The following is a 17,566-nucleotide window of genomic DNA, read 5'->3' on the forward strand; positions in this document are numbered from 1 at the left end:
TGAAGACGCAAGCATAAATTTTTGCTAATAGGACAACGATGTTACTGCCAGTTTATGCTAAACTCTTCTAAAAGGATCTCGTTCAAAACAAACAGACTTGAATAGCCCTAAGAGAGTGTTTATAAAATCCGATCGGTTGATTTGTTGCTAAAATTGCCTAGATAGTTATAAAAATTTTACGGAATATGGATTTATTGCGAAAAATTTTTACAGCTATTTATACGCTAGAGCAGCAAAATAACTTGATCATATTTTGTAAACACCCTCTAAGAGATTGCCACCTCTTATGCTTGATACGGACAAATCCATCATTTTCAAGCAAAAGACTGTTTTTCTCATTTTTTATAAGCTCTGTGTGAAGCAATATATCTCTTCACTTTATTATTTTCAATGTCAGTGATTAATCGTTTAACTGAATTAATCGCTCAATTTCCTAATACCCCAAATAAATTTTTTCTGCTAAAATAGTAAATAGGAGAGATTATTCTTGAGGTATTTATGGATCAGCGTTCCAGTATTTTTGATGAAGCCTCCCGAAAAAGAGGGGAAGCCAAACCAAGCAACAGACCTGCTAATAAGCCTGCTGCTGCCCAGTCAGACCCTTTCGGTTTAGATAGAAAGAAAGAGGCTCAGGTTGAATTGGATCAATTCGATCCAGAGACCATGACCCTAAAAGATGTGGAGCGAATGATCTCAAACGTGCGTCAATTGCATGATGAAATTGATCGTAAACTCGATGAAATTTATCAAAAATCCGGTTGGTCACCCAAATACATCGAAACTTTTTTAGACAACCCCAATAATTTTACACGTGAAGAATGGGAAAGGGTTCAACTAGAGCGTCAAAATTTTCTCAACTCACTCAAAACTGAAAAAGAATTGGCCATGGCTCCTGCGACGAAAACTAAATCGCAGCAGGACAGGGAGACGCTTCAATCAACTAAAGAGCGCAGAGGAAAGACGATTGGGGCACGCCGCAATTGGATTCCGATGAAGTAACGGTTTCTCTAAGCTTAAAAAAAGCCGCTAAATGCTTGCATTTAGCGGCTTTTTTTTGCTTCAAAAACAAAAGATTGGAAATCAGATTTTAAAGAGAGGAAATGGTGTAGTCTTTCAAAAAATGAATGACTTGCTCATTTTACCCAAATGATTATGATACAAGTCAGGCGCAGGACGCAATCGCAACTGTTGAGATCGCGTCCAAATCCGGGTGATAGCGTGGCAGCGGTCAATCTGTTCCGGAAGGTGCGAACATTCGATGATAATAAATTATTGGGCATAATCACTATGAAATTAAAAAAAGTTTATCTGTTCACCTCGGTATCGACTCAATATGGGGTGCTAGACCACTTTATAGGCGAATTGAACAATGCTCTCAATCGCCAAGGCGTCATCAGCCGTGTGATTGAGGCTAAGCGAGATGATCCCCGCTCTTTTCTCGATCAGTTGCTCAACGATCCGCCCGATTGTACGTTGTCATTTAATGGACTGTTGCCAGATGAAAATGGTCGCTTTTTAAGCGATATGATTAAGATACCCCACGTTGCGTGCTTGACTGACGCGCCTAATCATTTTTTTCCGCTTGTTAAGAGTCCCTATACTATCATTACTTGCGTCGACCGCAACTTTTGCCAAACGTTCCGCGACTTTAAGGCTCCTCACGTTTTATTTATGCCGCATGCTGTCAGTAAGTCTTTAGCGCCGCCGCTATCGAACACGCCCCGTTATGATCTTCTGCTATTGAACTCTTTTATTGACTATGAAGCGATTCGACAAGAATGGACGGCAAAATATCCGCCAGATTTGATTGCCGTTCTAGAAGAAGCGGCTGAACTGACCCTGAATGATCAGCACATTTCTTATATGCAGGCATTTATTCAGACCCTCGATCGCCATCTGCGTGCCGGCAAGGCTATTGATCCCCGTCAATTGGACTATGAAGCTCTTCTTGATGATTTAGAAGCCTATCTTGGGGGCAAGAGCCGCATCGAACTCGTTCAATCGATTGAGGAGGCTACCGTTCACATTTTTGGCTCTCAGCCGCAGACTGGAGGCTGGAAAAAGTATCTTGGCAAAAAATCCAATGTAAAGATCCACTCTGCTGTCCCCTTCAGCGAGGCATTGGAGTTGATTAAACAAGCGAAAATTGTTTTAAACTGCACCCCTGAGATCAAGCAAGGAGCCCATGAAAGAATTTTGAGCGGGCTGGCTTGCGGCGCTGCCGTGTTAACCCTCGATACCCCTTACATTCGCGAGCACTTTACAGATGAAGAGAATATTTTAATGTATGGACCCCGTCAGTGGAAAGAGCTTAATCGCAAAATCCGCACCTATTTAGCCGATGATGATAAGCGCCATCACCTGGTTGGCAAAGGACGAGAAAAGGTCATGCACCATCATACTTGGGATCAAAGGGCTCTGCATTTGATCAATGAGCTGCCTTCGATGCTAGAAAGCATTCGCACTCAGCATCTATCTTAAGCGCTTCGTTTGACAGGTAGGTGGTGGCTCCCAATATTGTTTTTCTTACCTTCACCGCCTGAGCGTACAATTAAATCTTTCAATATAGCTTGTCTGACTCCGATTTTTTGAGAATGGATGGAAATGGTTGGCTCCAGGGAAAAGATGTCATAATAGACACTAAATTTATCTGTGAAATAGACGGTTTTAATGCTTTTTATTCCTGGAGCCTTGCATTGCAAGTACTTGACGACTGTTCTTATAAAAAAATGAGCCATCAGCTACTGATCGTTTGGTTTCTGGTCAACAAACTTTAAAGTTCATTATTTTCGATTAGCTATGGCATAAGATCACAAATATTTGACAGATGCTATTCTGACACCTTTTTAATAAGGTCCGTGACCAATTCCCTTTATCTGTTTAATTCTTAATGCTGAGAGCATTGCTTATCACATTCAACACAACGATAGTTTTGTTTGCCATGCCAAGTATACCATTCTTTTTTTAAATCTCTGTTTTGCAAGTTGGGCATTCCATAGATTTTTCCCTGATCGAAAGAGAAAAATGTACGCGTTTCAAGCTTTCTAAAGCATTCCCTGTTTAGCATTGTCTTGTCATATTTGATTGCGATGATTATTTGATTGTTATTTTTTATTAATTTCTATAAAAGTTAAAATTAATATAATAGGATAAATCTATTAAGAAGGAAATATTATGCCTATTTATATTAATAATTCTGATGATCTCGCCTATCAAAGGCAAAAAAGGGATTATGAATCTTCTGTTAATGATGCCATGTTATTACCTTCTCGACCTTTTAATTTAGATCGAGAAATTGAAGGACGAAAAGAAAAAGTTATTGACGGTCGTAGCTATGTAAAAATGGGTAAGGTAGATAAAGAAGAGGGATTTCTGCGTGTCCTGGGCGAAGTCTTAAAGTTAGGTTTAACGACAGGGGTGACAACGATTGCAGCTTTCACCATTTTGCCTTTGTTTTCGGTTCACTATCGCTAGCTCCTATTGCGTTCTTGGAAGCAAGTAGTATATGGAAGAGAGCATGAAAAGGTCACTTTATATGCTTTAAAGACCTTATCTCATGACTTTACACTGCGTGCACAGCAAAAGCGAGCAAATCCCTGGTACGATTTTAATTATGCTTTATATTTAGATACTCATTCATTAGAGGCTCTAAAAGGCCGAGCAGGCATAGTGGCAAAAGCTAATCCTACCTATGTTGAAGATTTTAACAGCATTTTAGAAGTCGAGCCTCATTCCCTCTTTGCTTCAAATGGGCGAGGTCTGAGTTATTTGATCAGTAGAAATTACGAACAGGCCTTAGCCGATTTTAGTCAGGTATTAGCGATAGCGCCCGATTCAGTTTCAGCCCTTAGAAATCAAATGTTTTGCTATTACCATTTAAACCGCTTGAATGAGGCTTTAAATGACTTGAACCGTTTGTTAGGTTTGAATCTAGATAGCAAAGAAGAAGCTTTTTTGCTTGCCTTCCGAGCAAATATCTATCTTAAACACAATCTTTTGGATGAAGCATCAGCCGATTTGAATAGAGCTCAAGTTCTCGATACCGATTTATCTAAAATCTTTGAGTATAGGGGGTATTTGTATTGCCAACAAGGTCGCTTTGAAGATGCTGCTGAACAACTTTTCTTAGCTATACTAAAAGAAGATTTCCCTTTGGACTCCCAACATCCTATAGGTGAAAATATTGCCCGAAGAGCTCGGGGAGATCATGATATACATGAAAAAGACCCCTTTACTATTCCAATCTATAAAAAAATGCGGCAACAAGTGACTCAGAGATTTGGAACCGATGTGCATGCCTTGGCAATGAATAATTACATCGACGAAAGGATAGACTTTTTGAGAAATGTAATGAGTTATCCAGAATAGTGTGATATAAGAGGTTATACCCTGCAGGTTAGTGAGGCTTAGAGCTAAGAGCTCAATCCTAATGAGCTTTTATTTGATGTTAGAAAAATTTGTGTCCGCCATTTTATCCTTCCTAGGAGCTCTTGGCAGATGGTTTTGAACCTTAAACCATCTGCCAATCGGCAAAGTCAGCCAATTTCATTTGAAAGTATGATTATTTGTCTCATTTGTTTTTTAATGGGTGGTTGAATAAGATAGTCCCATTAATCTCGCCCCTATTCTTAAATTGACCAAGCTAAAGATTCCATTATATCTCTCTGTTAAGGATCGATCATGCGTATTCTCTATATTGATGAAGTGAGTCATCTTCAGCTGCAATTGTTGGATGTTCATTATAAGGGCCATTCGATGGCAGCTGATCCGAGAGAAAGAATACATGCGGGAAAAGTTTACTGCTATTTGGGAAAAACGATTGCAGAAAGGGGATTGTTATGGCAAATGGGGCAAATGATTAAAGCTTTTGCATCAACCCTCTTCTCCCTTGCAATCATCCCTTTGTGTTTTAAGGAATATCGCAAATTTTTAAAGCGTGCATGGATACAAGGGGTGGCAGGGCATGAGAAACTCGCTGTTTATGCATTAAAGACGCTAGCGAACCATTTTATCTATCGAGTCAATCTCTCTTGTGAAGAGGGAGAGTTGGAAGAGGCCGTGAATCACACCCATTTTGCCTTGCAATTCGATCCTGACTCGGTCTATATTTTACAGCGCCAACAGGAGCTAGGGCATCTAAAGCGAAGTCTAGAACAAGAATTAATCGATGTTGAGAGAGAGTTGCAACAAGACTTTAATTCAATTACTGCCTTGTGCAAGCGCGCAAATATTTACAGCCAGCAAGGAAGATTGAACGAGGCATTAGCGGATATTGAACGTGCGATCGCATCAGAGCCCGATTCTCCTTGTGCACTGCGCTTGCGCGGGATTATCTATTATAAGCAAAAGAGGCTAATGGATGCCCTGCATGATCTCAACCGAGCCTTGCGCATGGGATCTTATTCAGTGGAGGCCCTCTGTTATCGAGCAGAGCTCTATTGGCGGCATGTTCTTGATCGGGTTAGCCATGCGCAGCTCGATTGTGCTTTGCGCGATTTCAATCATGCATTGGAATTAGATCCTCGGTCGGTTTTGGCTTTAAGTGGCCGTGGTTTGCTTTTTTTCAAGCAAGGCAGAGTTGAAGAGGCTTTGAGCGATCTCAATCGTGCCGTGGAAATCGATCCCTATGCGGTTAATGCTTTAGAATGCCGAGGAGATTTGCATGTACAACAAGGAAACTTAGAAGCTGCTCTAATCGATTACAATCGCGTTTTGGAACTGTCGCAAGACTTCACAAAAATGGCCTATTATAAGCGAGAAAAAGTGTTGGCAGAGTTAGAAGAAAATGTACTGCTAGAGCGCGATCCGCATGCGCTCCTCGAGCTTGAGTTGGCTGCCTTATGAGGAATGCATCCAAGAGTTTGAATCAGATCAGCCTTTGTCTTTAAACCCTGATTCTAATAAACTTGTATTCCAAGTTTTTGGGCTTAACAAGCGGATTTGCAACCTGGGTTTCGCTTTTAAGAATAGACTTACCAGACACCCCGAAATTTTATCGATATTCAATTTTACAACTAAAGGTTTGCCGGATGGATGTTCAGTTTGAGCACGAAAAATTGAAGGAATGGTTTTTAGCGGAAAAGCGGGAGCTCCCTTGGCGCAACAACCCAGATCCTTATGCTGTTTGGATTTCTGAAGTGATGCTTCAGCAAACTCAGGTGGCGGTCGTACTTCCCTATTTTTTGCGATGGATGGAGCTTTTCCCAACCATTCCGGCCTTGGCGTCAGCTTCTTTGGACGAGGTGATCAAAGCATGGGAAGGCCTTGGCTATTACTCGAGAGCGCGCAATCTGCATGAAGGGGCACGCTACCTAGTCGCGCATTTTGAAGGGCAGTTGCCGTCTGACGAAGAACAGCTTGCTAAAATCAAGGGGCTCGGCCCATACACGATTGGCGCCATCTTAAGCTTTGCCTTTCATCAAAAAAAAGCAGCCGTCGATGGAAATGTTTTGCGCGTACTTGCCCGATACTTTCAAATCGAAGAAGACATTGCAAAAGCCTCCACCGTGAAAAAAATAAGAGCCTTAACGGAGTCTTTTTTACCAGATGAAGAGCCTTGGATTGTAGGGGAAGCGCTCATCGAGCTTGGGGCTACGGTTTGCCAACGCAAAGCTCAGTGCGGAGAATGTCCTCTGCAAGCGGGATGCCGAAGCTTCCGGCATGGACTTGTCGATCAATTGCCCATTAAGAGCCGGGCTGCAAAAACAGAGCATCTTTACCGCGCAGTGGCTGTCATTCAAAGTGCTGGCTATTTCTTGGTTAAGCGCGGCAAGAAGGGGGAAATCATGTCGGATCTGTATGAGTTTCCCTTCTTTGAGACTGCTAGAGATGGGATGACACCTCAGCAGCTACAAAGGCATATTAATAGCCAATTTGGCTTGTCGGTCAAGGCCGGCCAATCCCTTCCATCAGTCGAACATGGCTTTACCCGCTATCAGGCAAGGCTTGACCCTGTTATTTTTGCTTGTGCTCACCGCTTGGCGGTGCCTGATTTGGAGTGGCTTGATGTAGAGGCTTTGAAGCAGCGAGCTTTTTCGTCTGGCCATCGCCGCATTTTTCAAGGCCTTCAAGCTCTAATTGACGGTTAGCCTCCGCTAGCTTAAGGTATTTGTAAAAGGCTGTGGCAGCATTGTAAAAGGATATTTCAAAACCTTCTTGCCCTCCCAGAAAACCTCTTTTTAAGATATAGCTCTTAAAAAAAGAAAAGCTTCCATGTGAAAGGGCTTTTCCAAAGGATGAGTGTTTACGTCCTTGATATTGCGTAGCGAACAGGGTTGAGTAGGATTGCATTTTGGTTAGAAAGTCAGCGACTTTGTCGTATGAGTAGTGGCGAAGAGGGGCTTGAAGATGGACATGCTTTAGGTGCTCAATGATGATCGATTCATGCACTTGAGCATCTGTAAAGCGCGTTTCGGCTCTATTGAAAAGGCGGATCTGCCGGTCAGGGTGCCAGCCGCACCATTTGATCCATTTTCCTCGATATTCATTGTGGCGAGGGAATGAGTAAACATGTCCAGCAGCTAGTTTAAGATCTGCAATCTCTTTTGCCAATTCACCTGTAACGACCTCGTCGCTATCGACTGACAAAATCCAGTCATTGCGTGCAAGGCTTGAGGCAATATTGTGAGTAGGGCCAAAGCCGATGAAAGAGCGCTTGTAGATGACAGCGTTTGGAAATTCTTGAGCGATTAGTAGCGTATTGTCTTCCGATCCCGTATCACAAATGAGAACCTCATCAAACGACGCTAAAGCTTCCAGGACTTCTTTTAAATACTTTTGGCTGTTTTTCGTGAGAATGGTGACGCTGATGGGGAGACGTATCATGATGGATTCCGAAAAGATGGCGATTGAAGAGCTTCTAATACACGTTCGGCATGTCCTTCAACGCGAACGGGGCTTTCTATCCAACGAATAATTCCTTGGGCGTCAACAATGAAAGTTGTGCGAACAACCCCCATCCTTTTTTTGCCAAAGACGACTTTTTCCTGCCAAACACCAAATAACTCACAGAGGTGATGAGTAGGATCGGGGAGTAGAGTGTAGTTGAGCCCATATTTGGAGGTGAAGCGGGCATGCGAAGCGGCCGAGTCAGGGCTGACGCCGATTACCCGCACTTGGCCAGCATCAAATAAAGGTTTGGCGTCGCGGAAGCTGCATGCTTGAGCCGTGCAGCCCGGAGTATCGTCCTTTGGATAGAAGTAAAAAATATACACCTGATCTAGCAATTGTTTGTTCGAAAGCGCCTGCCCATTGGCAGTAGTTGCTTCAAAAGAAGGGACTTCACTTCCGACTGATAAAAGAGCCATAGCCATTGTTCCTGATAGATGATGATGAAAACCTGAACTTTGAGTTATGTGCCTTAAATTTAGAGCAGGTTAAAAGGGATTATAGCAAAAAAGGGAAAAAAGGATGGGCAAATTTTTCGAGTAAGGGATTGAATTGTCGTTTCAATTTTAACGAAGAAAAAGTAGTTTAGCTAGGGCGTGTCAAATTCATAGTGCCTACATTCAAGATTATTTCTTCAATCTATCTGGAAAGAACTGAGTTTGGGCGATTAGCGATTTGACACCGCCTTAATCTGTGCATAAACCAGAGGCCTGTTATGAATAATTCTTTAATCGCATCAATTCCGGACTTACATTTTTCTCACCCAGCCGTTAAAACTGCTCTGACAAGAAGGCCTCGACGCAATCGTCGAACGGCTGCACTTCGTGGACTTGTTCAAGAGACTCATTTGCATCCAAGCCAATTGATTGCACCTGTTTTTATTTTGGAGGGCGACAATCGCCGACAAGAAATTAAAAGCATGCCAGGCATTTCCCGTTATTCAGTGGATCTTTTGATTGAGGAAGCAACAGCATTGTATGAGTTGGGCATTCGCGCCATCGATCTCTTTTGTTATACGCCAAACGAAAAAAAAGATGCCCAAGCTTCGGAGGCTATTAGGCCAGGTAATCTTCTCCAGACTGCATTAAGGCGTTTAAGGCAAGAGTTGCCCGACATGTGCCTCATGGTCGATGTAGCTCTCGATCCTTTTACCGATCATGGCCATGACGGAATTGTGAATGAGCAGGGGGAGATTGACAATGATCTGACTTTGCCAGTTTTGGCGCAGATGTCTCTTTTAGCGGCAGAAGCCGGGGCTGACATCGTGGCTCCGAGTGATATGATGGATGGAAGAGTGGCTTATATTAGGCAGATTCTTGATCAGGGCGGCCACCAGCATGTTGGCATTTTGTCCTATACGGCTAAGTATGCATCTGCCTTTTATGGACCTTTTAGAGACGCCCTTCATTCGGCCCCAAAATTTGGGGATAAAAAGACTTATCAAATGAATCCGGCTAACAGCCGCGAAGCTCTCTTAGAGTGTCAATTAGACGAGCAAGAAGGGGCAGATCTGATTTTGGTTAAGCCGGCTCTCCCTTATTTGGACGTGATTGTCAAGATCAAAGAACAGACGGCGCTTCCAGTTGGTGCTTATCACGTGAGCGGAGAGTATGCCATGGTGATGGCCGCGGCTCAAAATGGCTGGCTGGATGCGGATCGCGTTTTTGAAGAATCGCTTTTGTCGATTAAGCGAGCGGGTGCGGACTTTATTTTAACTTATGCGGCTCGTCGAGTGGCTGAATATCAGCGCAAGCGATGAGGGGTAGTTTAGTTAATCAACCTAAATTTCGATGAGTACAATCTGAAATTTAGGTTGATAAAGGCCCTAGGGAGGTTGAATTAAATTACTTATTTTAATTGTAATTTTGAAATAAAACAAGAGCGGGTTTTAAAGAAGGACTTGAATGCATGAGAGAAAGGGCTTTTTGTTGTTCTCTACATGTTTTTGCAATTTCCTTATATAAATCTTTTAAAATAATAAACGTCGAAGGAGATGAATTTTGGATAGACAGAAAAGGCATCGATTTCTTGTTTAAGACTTCTAAAGTTTCTGCAATGCTTGCCTTTGTCTGTTTAAAATGATGCGTCATTAGAGAGAAAATTTCTAAGTTTTGGTGTGTTTTTTCTATTTTACTTAATGCAAGATCTCTTATTTTTTCTTGCTCTAGATCAATGATTTCTTCTTTCTGCTCTAATGCAAAGATGGCTTTTTGCAGATATCCTTTGCTAATTTTATAATCTTGATAATTTTTCTCAATCGAAGAAGAAGGTTGTGTAAGGATTTGATGTCTAAAAAAAGCATATAAACATTGCGCTGTACAAGTGCCTTTCTGTTGAACTGGTTCGTATAACAAGGGATTTTCAGCTTTATAGCTGATTTGTTTACCTTGATTTAATTTATCATTTAAAAATGTATAGACAGGATCAAAAGAATGATAACATTGATGAGATTCAGTCAAATTTTTTAAATCTGCCCAAAAAGTAGGATTTAAAGAGTCAATTGAAATTTGATTTAGTTGGTAAAAAGTTTGATAATAAGAGGAACCCTCTAATTTAAAATGCCAGCGGTCGCTGCTTAAACCTGTGTTATATAAGTAAACTGTAGCCTTATCCTGGCTCTCTTTTTTTAAACATAGAAGAGTTGCATGCCCTGCTGTTTCAATGGGATATAAAAATAAATCTCCGGCTTTTAAATCCTCAATTTTAGAATAAATTGTATTTTCATTATTCCTTTCAGTTTCTTTTACGGTATAGAGGGCTTGATCTAGAGACTTTGCCATTTTTATGAACAAATTATAATCAATTTGATGGTTCGTCAATTCAAAATTTTGAGTTATTTGTTGTAATGCATGACAAAATATGGGCATGCTATATTCTAGTAACCACAATTCTCCATCTTCGTATTCTTCTAAGTGATTAAAATTTGCTTTATCTAAGAAAAAATTGTAGTTAATCTTTGCATTAGTGTAGGCACACTGAAAATCGATATCTTTTTTCATTCGAAATTCTGAATATAAGCAGGTTGTATTTTCAAAAAAGAAATGAATAAGGTCTCTACACTCTTCATCATCTTCGTAAATAGAAATAAAAAGAAGCTTATCTTCTTTAGTTAATGATTTATTGAGAACAACCATGGACTTTTCTTCTAAAAGAAACGACTCTTTTAGAGCATGAAATTTTAAACTCTTAAAAATTGACGTGTATTTTTTAAAATAACATTCAATTTGAGCTAAATCATTCTTAAATAATGACAAAGTTAAATCGTAGACAAGTTCACGATCATCTTTGACGAGTTCTGGTACCCATTTTCTATAAAAATTTACAAGTAAAGAGTCACTGAGAGCTTGAGCAAGAAAGTTTTCTAAAATTATTTCAAAGTCCTCTTCAATTAAAAGGTTAAAAAAAATCTCTTTTGCGGCAATAGCATTGCCGCTTTTTAACTCTTTTGCTAGTAAAGAGGCGACTTTGAAATAATCTTTAGTCTCTAAGCAAAATTGAATCTGTTGATCTATACTTTTCTCAGCTATTTTTGTAATTTTCCTTATCACCCGTTTATTTTTTTTTGTATTTATTTGAGAAGATAGCGGTAATTGACAATTAGAAAAAAGGGGAACTGTAACAGCGGAAGTTGAAAATTCTGGATTTTGAAAGTAAATAGGCGAAGAATTTAAATCAGAATTGAAATTAAAATAATTAACCATAATACCTTTTTGTTGATATTAAAGTAATTATTATAATTTTAAATTTAATATTTAATGTTAATTAAATATTAAATTTATATTAATAAGATCAGTTCTAGATGATAATAAAATAATATGAGATCGATTCTAGAATAAAAGGGATAGGGCGGCGTGCAGGGCGACAAAGTATAAGTGCAAGCACTGATAAATAGCACTTCTAGTTTGCTCTTCGAGGCGGTGGAGCAAATGCCATCTCTTCGAACTTACTGACGATTCTGATTGATCAATTGATAGAGTTCAGTCCCCGTATAAGCACGTACACCCACATCGCGGAGCCATGCCGACATTCCATATCCCCAACGCGTGCGGCTGCTCTTGGTGTAGAAAATATCGAGAGGCATCGAAAAGTAGAGCCCTTTATCGTGGTACGTTTGGCCGTTGATGACGTCATTGCCATTGGTATAGGTATACCAAAAGCCGATTTTCAAACCGCTTGGGAAGTAGCGCGAAATTTCTGTGCGCACGCCGACATCATCCGCTAAAAATTTACCGGCACTGATTTTAAATTCCAGGGCTGTGCATTTCCAGTCGTAGTAAAGGTTGAGAAAGTATTGTGATCCAATAAATTTGACGTAGTGGGGCTCAAAACCGTGGAGCTGCCGAACTCTGTTGGTAAAGCCGATTCCTTCCGGGGTTCTCTTTTTTAAGATGGCGAAATCCATTCCAATAGCCCACGAAGAATTGACGGGATAATAGAGCCATTCGCCACCCACGCCCCCATATTCCTGCTCTAGCAGACCAAGCGTCAAACGCGTATACCATCCTCGCCCCCAATTCCACACTTTCTCGACATAGGCTTCGTCAACTGTGATCGATTTTTGCTGGAAATAAGTGATGATGTCAGTGCGTACGTTGATTAATTGCGAGGGGTTAAGGCGGTCGACGCTATGGATGTCATGCAAATTTGAGAAAATAAAATAGCCAAATTTGATCGAATAGTAAATGTTTTCTGGAAGAAAGCCATTGACAGCCAGGGTCAAGCCCAATGCATATTTAAATTTACCCCGCGAGCTACCAAATAAAGTGTGGGTTTTGGGAAGGAGTTCAAGATTCAACCATTCCCTTTTCTTTTTAAAAAGAAGCTTGGATTCAAAAACATTGGGGTAGCTCACTTCGCAGACAGGAGTCAAGATGTTGAGTTCATACCGGCCAATCGCCTGGACTTGAAAAAGCCGGACAAAGCTCATGTTGTAGTGGTATTCCTGAATGAGGGCTGGCACAGCATCGATGACAATGATCACCTTATCGATATTCTCAGGAGTCAAAGCCACCAGGAGGGCATTAAAGCGATCTCTCAAGAGGCGTTCTTCTCGATACACCATGTTGACGATTTTCAGGCGCAAGACTGTGCTTTCATCTTCATAGCTTAGCCACGCTTCGACCAAGTCAAAGCCCTGTTCCCTCATGGCAAAGCTAAAGTCCTGAATCATCACATCTTCCGGTCTCAAGCATCCCAGTGCCTGCGTATTGACAGGGGCTTTATACGGCATGGGGTCGGCAAGCTTGGGGAGCATTCCTTTTGTGCTGCCAAAATTGAAAAAAGAGGAGGCTGTGAAGGCGACGGCATCGCCTCTTATATAGGACAGAGATAGATCGATCGAGTCCCATAACCGGTATTTAACGCCAATGTTCCACGGGGTATGCTTGACCCGCCCCTTTGGGTGCCTTTCATAGGTTTCATCTTCATAAGGGATGGCATCGTATTCTAAAACAAATGCAAGGCTTTGAAGGTAAGACCAGCACAACTTGCGAAACGGAAACCAGGTCATCCCGCCGAACCACTTGTGAATGCGATGGGCTCCATAGCCCAAACTAATTTCCAGATCGTTGTCTAGCAAAACTTGAGTCAAGACGATGTAGTAGGCTTTGAAGGCCTGCGTACCCATGAAGTCTTCCATACCGATGGCAACGCCTGGAAGTTTGTAATGACTGGCTTCGGGGCTAAAAAGGGAGAGTTTGACGTTGGCTCCCTTATCGGAAAAGTCCCCGAATCCCATGGGAGTCAAAACAGGGTCGTCGACCCCTCGAAAAATGCGATAGTTACCTGTAATTTCCAGAAAATCGACCAGTTGGACGCGCAGGTTATACGTATAGTATGGAGGAACCCAAGAGTAGCCTGCGCCCACTTCTCCTTCAGCACCCATGCGAGCCGAAGGCATGCTGAAATAACCCCCTTGCAAAAGGTTATTAAAGGTCACGGGCAACCGTTCGTTATGCCTTTTATTCCAATAGTCGACAACAAGTAAGTCTTCCATCAAATTAGATTGGCTATCATCGCATGCAAAATCGATTGCAGGCAGAAAGGAGCATGCCAAGCAAGCAAAACAGCTGAAAAAGCAGAAGATGTGTTTTCGATAATCGAGCATAGGCACAAGCATTGCTAATAGTGCGAGCTTAGAGAGCGTTCACAAATCATCTCATTGTGCTTTGCGAATACCCTCTTAATGGCTAGTGAGTGGTTTAAGTCATTGTGTTAAAGAAGGAAGAGAATACGTAGGGAGTTGCTTTAAAGCAAGAATTAATCCAACCAATACGAGCCGGAAAGAGGGGATCCTATCGATTAAGTTGAACATGTGACCCATGAAATAAATATTGTTGGATTATAATATCTTTACATATGATTCACGGTTTCTTTGATGTAAGCAAAAAAATTTAAATTAACAAAGGAGCCATCTATGAGCGTTCAATCTCTTTCATTATTAGAACAGCATTTTTATCCCTGCCTTATTCCTTTAGCTCATGAAATGTATGTTAAAAATTCAGATGAATTGAAGAATGTCCAATTATGCTCATTTTTACAAGAAATGGATAATCAAGAACGCACGCTTCAAGATAAACCTACCAATGCTCGCATAACGCTTGAAGAATTAGCTGAGGAGAAATGTAGGGTAGAAATAATAAATCGATCAATTTGTCAAATCCTATTTGATCCTGTTGGTGGTGGATTTGGCGCTATTTTTGGAGGGCTAATGGGTGGGCCTATTGGAGCCGCTTTAATGGGAGGAATTGTAGGTCTTGGTGCTCACATGTTTGTGCTTGAAAATAGAGCTAGAAGACATAGTGCAATGGATGCCGGCCGACCTAGAATAAATAGAATGATAAGTAAAATAGAGAAAATCAAAGAAAAGAAATTGAATTTGGATCATACAATAGACCCAAATCAATTAAACATTGCAGAAGATTATTTACAGAGGAAAGTAGATCGTTATAATTTCTTAAAAAGTACCACCTTAACAGGGTCTTATAACTCTAGTTCTTTGGGATTCACTCATACTTATTATGATCGCGATGGAAATTATCATATTAGCGGAACCATACAAACCCATCATCCATACCGAGTAGCTAACGGAACTGTTTACGAAACAAGGACTCATCATTTTAATCAATAAGGAACCATTTATGAATATAGAAAGAATAAAAGATCACTGCATGGCTTCTGCGTATGGAGTAGCTGGATTAGTATCAACCGGGATATTTTGTGCGATTGTTGTTAAGAATATAGATATAATTGCTAAAGGAGTTTTCTCTCAAATCAGCAAGACAGATTTCGTCCCGTTATTGATTCTTAATGTCATAGGAATGGCTACATGTTTGTTATTGGCAAAACGAATAGCAAGCATATTTCTTGGTAGAGCCATGGCGATTTTCGATAACGGTAGATCTGCTCCTTTCCCAGAATGGGCTAACTTTAGCCAAATTGTTCTTTTAAGATTAAATCACTGCCAATAGACATTAATAGGATATGAAAAAGAAAATATCTTTTCTTCTTTTATTTGCCTGACTCACATCTGGGAGTTGCTTTAAAGCAAGAATTAATCCAACCAATTCAAAGAGGTTCTTTAGAGCAAAGGAGTACTTTCGCTCTATCGAATTCTAATTGGGATCCTTGACTGAAAGAATGAAGAATTTGGCAGCCAAGGACTCAATTTTGGGAAACTTTAACTTTTTTGTTGAGCTCTTTTCAATTCATCAATTCTTTCGAGCCCTTGCCTGGCATCAAATTGAAGTTTAGAATTGCGAGGAGCGTGCTTGCTTATGATTTGATAACAACTCTGCGCATGGTTGAGATTTTTTTTGAGTTTTCCCTTTCCTAAGAGGTAGTCATCGGCGATTGCTTGAAGAGTTTCTAGCTCTTTTATATCTTGAGTTAAAGTGTAGAGTGTTTCTTGAATTTTTATCGCAACTGAAGGATCAATGTCTCTTGCTACTAGGCCGCCAAATGACCAATAGCTACTTTCAAATGACTGACGAAAATCTTTAAGATCTTTAACAGCCTGTTCTTTGTGGCTTGGTTCAATCGCACTCAGCGCCAATGCTAAATCGCAGAAATGAAAGACTTTTGAAGCTTCCGGAGAAGATTTAAGTTCACCGGTTTGTTTTTCAAGCTCATTTGTGATGTCTGCAATCGCTTGTTGTGCTTCAGAGAAAAGCGGTACAAACTCTTTTAAGGCGAGAGCCGCCTGTTTGGTTTGATCTAAAGAGACTTTAATGGTGTAAGTTAATTCAGTTGTCGTCACAGACAAGGAAGGTATTTGAAGAAGAGAGGCTGAAAAATCAACCTTCGTCGTATGTCCAGATTGTTCCTGCTCGATCAGTGACGTTTTTAGCGTCGAGGCTAATGGATTTAAGAGGTTGGAATTGAAAGTGCTCTTGCTCTCTCTGCTTATGGCTTCCCCAACTTCTTTAACATGAACGTTGAGCGAAGGAGCCTTAAATAGGTGATAATTCAACTGAGCGTTTTCTTCGTGTATTGGTTCGGCTAGCTTGGAAGGGGTGTGAAAATCATAAATCTGTTGATGATCTTTAAATTCCCGTGCTTCAACTTCCATTCCAACGGCATGATGAAGGGCCAGATTTTTTAATCCTTCAATGCCTCGAAGGTCACCATGGCGTGCTTGCAGGCTGTAAATTTCTCGAGCTATATCGGGCGATTGGCTATGCGTACCGAGCCCATTCCACCAATTCCTAATGCTATTTTGCACATCATTAATGACTTTCTTATTGCGCATCATTTGAGCTCCGAAAGCGGAGCCTCCCAAAAGCGTTAATGCATCCGCTAAACTTGCGGAGTGATAATTGATGGCTGCTTTACCGTAGTGATGAATCAATCCAAATAGATGAAGCTCGTCCAACAGTTCTTTTTTGACAACTAATTGCTCCGATTGCTCCGAATGTTGAGCTTCCAGCTGCTCTAAAAGAGAGGCATAGGCTTTTAATCCCACATCTTTAGTGTTATTGTCTTTGAGCCACTCATTTGCAAGAGGACGCAGTAAAGCAATGGCCAATTCTTTGTCGTAATAGGCTAAATAAGTTGCAAGTTTAATGCCTTCTGCGGGACGAGCTTTCGCATGCGTTTCAAATAACTGGAAGAGACTGTTTTTTAAATCTCCTTGATAGTTAATGCCTTGAAGCACGGCAATTTCGTTTAATATGTCATTTAATTCTTTAGCCGTTAAAGAAGGCTTTTGCGCCGCTTCAACAATCCACTCTTCAAGTTTACTTTGAGCCGCGGAGTCTTTAAGCTGTGCTAATATAAGCGTTTTATCAAGTAATTCATCTTCTTGTACAAATACTCTGTCCAGACAGTCTTTAATTTTAGCGATGACTTTTTCATCTAAAGAAGATTCTGTATTTAATAGTAAAAGATTGTTGAGATGTTTTTTAAATTCTACATTGGGATCTGAAATTTGCTTAAACCAGCTCATACTAACAGAAACGAGACGGGACAATCTCCCTTGCTGATTTTTTTCCGCAACTTCTTGGGCTGCAGATTCTAGCCCCTGTATTTCCTGTTGCATGTTGATTGAAGGGATCATACTCATTTCCTTATTATTAATTTTCTTTAATCTAATTATCGTTTAGTTTGGATTTTAAATGCATTGTTTTAAGTTTATTTCTTTTTTGTGAGTTCGAAAAAAATCTTACAGTGATTGATTATT

Annotated in this window: 14 protein-coding genes and 1 pseudogene; 9 read left to right on the forward strand and 6 right to left on the reverse strand. The window is 40.7% G+C overall.

Annotation, left to right across the window (positions count from 1 at the left end; all coding sequences use genetic code 11):
• Positions 1-498 precede the first annotated feature (498 nt).
• Both PNK_RS00380 and PNK_RS00385 read left to right on the forward strand, forming a co-directional pair.
• On the forward strand, positions 499-999 hold the full coding sequence (locus PNK_RS00380) for a hypothetical protein (protein ID WP_059059578.1): 501 nt from the start codon (positions 499-501) through the stop codon (positions 997-999).
• A gap of 288 nt (positions 1,000-1,287) precedes the next feature.
• Entirely contained in the window at positions 1,288-2,481 is a 1,194-nt protein-coding gene (locus PNK_RS00385) for a glycosyltransferase family protein (RefSeq protein WP_059059580.1), read from the forward strand.
• Here PNK_RS00385 and PNK_RS00390 read toward each other — a convergent pair.
• Positions 2,478-2,738: a hypothetical protein gene (locus PNK_RS00390; protein ID WP_059059582.1), complete on the reverse strand. Its 261-nt coding sequence runs from the start codon at positions 2,736-2,738 to the stop codon at positions 2,478-2,480. The two genes, PNK_RS00385 and PNK_RS00390, sit on opposite strands and share 4 nt — an antisense overlap.
• Positions 2,739-3,174: 436 nt before the next feature.
• Between PNK_RS00390 and PNK_RS00400 the strand changes: the two genes are divergently transcribed.
• From PNK_RS00400 to mutY, 4 genes and pseudogenes are all read left to right on the forward strand, one after another.
• Positions 3,175-3,474 carry a hypothetical protein gene (locus tag PNK_RS00400; RefSeq protein ID WP_059059586.1) on the forward strand — a complete coding sequence of 100 codons (300 nt, stop codon included), beginning with the start codon at positions 3,175-3,177 and terminating at the stop codon, positions 3,472-3,474.
• A gap of 6 nt (positions 3,475-3,480) precedes the next feature.
• Positions 3,481-4,368, forward strand: a complete 888-nt coding sequence (locus tag PNK_RS00405; protein ID WP_059059589.1) for a tetratricopeptide repeat protein — start codon at positions 3,481-3,483, stop codon at positions 4,366-4,368.
• 312 nt (positions 4,369-4,680) lie between these two features.
• A complete protein-coding gene (locus PNK_RS00410; protein ID WP_059059591.1) occupies positions 4,681-5,844 on the forward strand; it encodes a tetratricopeptide repeat protein in 1,164 nt (387 codons plus the stop codon).
• Positions 5,845-6,029: 185 nt separating this feature from the next.
• Positions 6,030-7,001, forward strand: a pseudogene (gene mutY, locus PNK_RS00415) (A/G-specific adenine glycosylase); the annotation flags it as partial.
• Here mutY and PNK_RS00420 read toward each other — a convergent pair.
• The gene (locus PNK_RS00420; RefSeq protein WP_231909263.1) at positions 6,955-7,824 is read right to left on the reverse strand and encodes a glycosyltransferase family 2 protein; all 870 of its coding nucleotides are present in this window, start codon (positions 7,822-7,824) and stop codon (positions 6,955-6,957) included. The pseudogene mutY and the gene PNK_RS00420 overlap by 47 nt on opposite strands.
• Positions 7,821-8,306 (reverse strand): peroxiredoxin, encoded by a 486-nt coding sequence (locus tag PNK_RS00425; RefSeq protein ID WP_032125845.1) that lies wholly within the window; start codon positions 8,304-8,306, stop codon positions 7,821-7,823. The genes PNK_RS00420 and PNK_RS00425 overlap by 4 nt, the downstream gene beginning before the upstream one ends.
• Positions 8,307-8,602: 296 nt before the next feature.
• On the opposite strand from PNK_RS00425, the gene hemB reads away from it, so the two are divergent.
• A complete protein-coding gene (gene hemB, locus PNK_RS00430; RefSeq protein WP_079992741.1) occupies positions 8,603-9,646 on the forward strand; it encodes a porphobilinogen synthase in 1,044 nt (347 codons plus the stop codon).
• A gap of 94 nt (positions 9,647-9,740) precedes the next feature.
• Here the strand turns inward: hemB and PNK_RS00435 are convergent, their stop codons facing one another.
• Both PNK_RS00435 and PNK_RS00440 read right to left on the reverse strand, forming a co-directional pair.
• A complete protein-coding gene (locus PNK_RS00435; RefSeq protein WP_032124762.1) occupies positions 9,741-11,588 on the reverse strand; it encodes a hypothetical protein in 1,848 nt (615 codons plus the stop codon).
• Between the two features lie 242 nt (positions 11,589-11,830).
• Positions 11,831-13,993, reverse strand: a complete 2,163-nt coding sequence (locus tag PNK_RS00440) for a YjbH domain-containing protein (protein ID WP_059062295.1) — start codon at positions 13,991-13,993, stop codon at positions 11,831-11,833.
• 309 nt (positions 13,994-14,302) lie between these two features.
• On the opposite strand from PNK_RS00440, the gene PNK_RS00445 reads away from it, so the two are divergent.
• Together PNK_RS00445 and PNK_RS00450 are read left to right on the forward strand one after the other, a co-directional pair.
• Entirely contained in the window at positions 14,303-15,016 is a 714-nt protein-coding gene (locus PNK_RS00445) for a hypothetical protein (RefSeq protein WP_032124764.1), read from the forward strand.
• Between the two features lie 10 nt (positions 15,017-15,026).
• The gene (locus tag PNK_RS00450) at positions 15,027-15,356 is read left to right on the forward strand and encodes a hypothetical protein (protein ID WP_032124765.1); all 330 of its coding nucleotides are present in this window, start codon (positions 15,027-15,029) and stop codon (positions 15,354-15,356) included.
• Between the two features lie 209 nt (positions 15,357-15,565).
• Here the strand turns inward: PNK_RS00450 and PNK_RS00455 are convergent, their stop codons facing one another.
• A complete protein-coding gene (locus tag PNK_RS00455) occupies positions 15,566-17,443 on the reverse strand; it encodes a hypothetical protein (protein ID WP_059059594.1) in 1,878 nt (625 codons plus the stop codon).
• Between the last annotated feature and the right edge of the window lie 123 nt (positions 17,444-17,566).

The organism is Candidatus Protochlamydia naegleriophila, assembly GCF_001499655.1.
In the GTDB taxonomy this organism is placed as follows: domain Bacteria; phylum Chlamydiota; class Chlamydiia; order Chlamydiales; family Parachlamydiaceae; genus Protochlamydia; species Protochlamydia naegleriophila.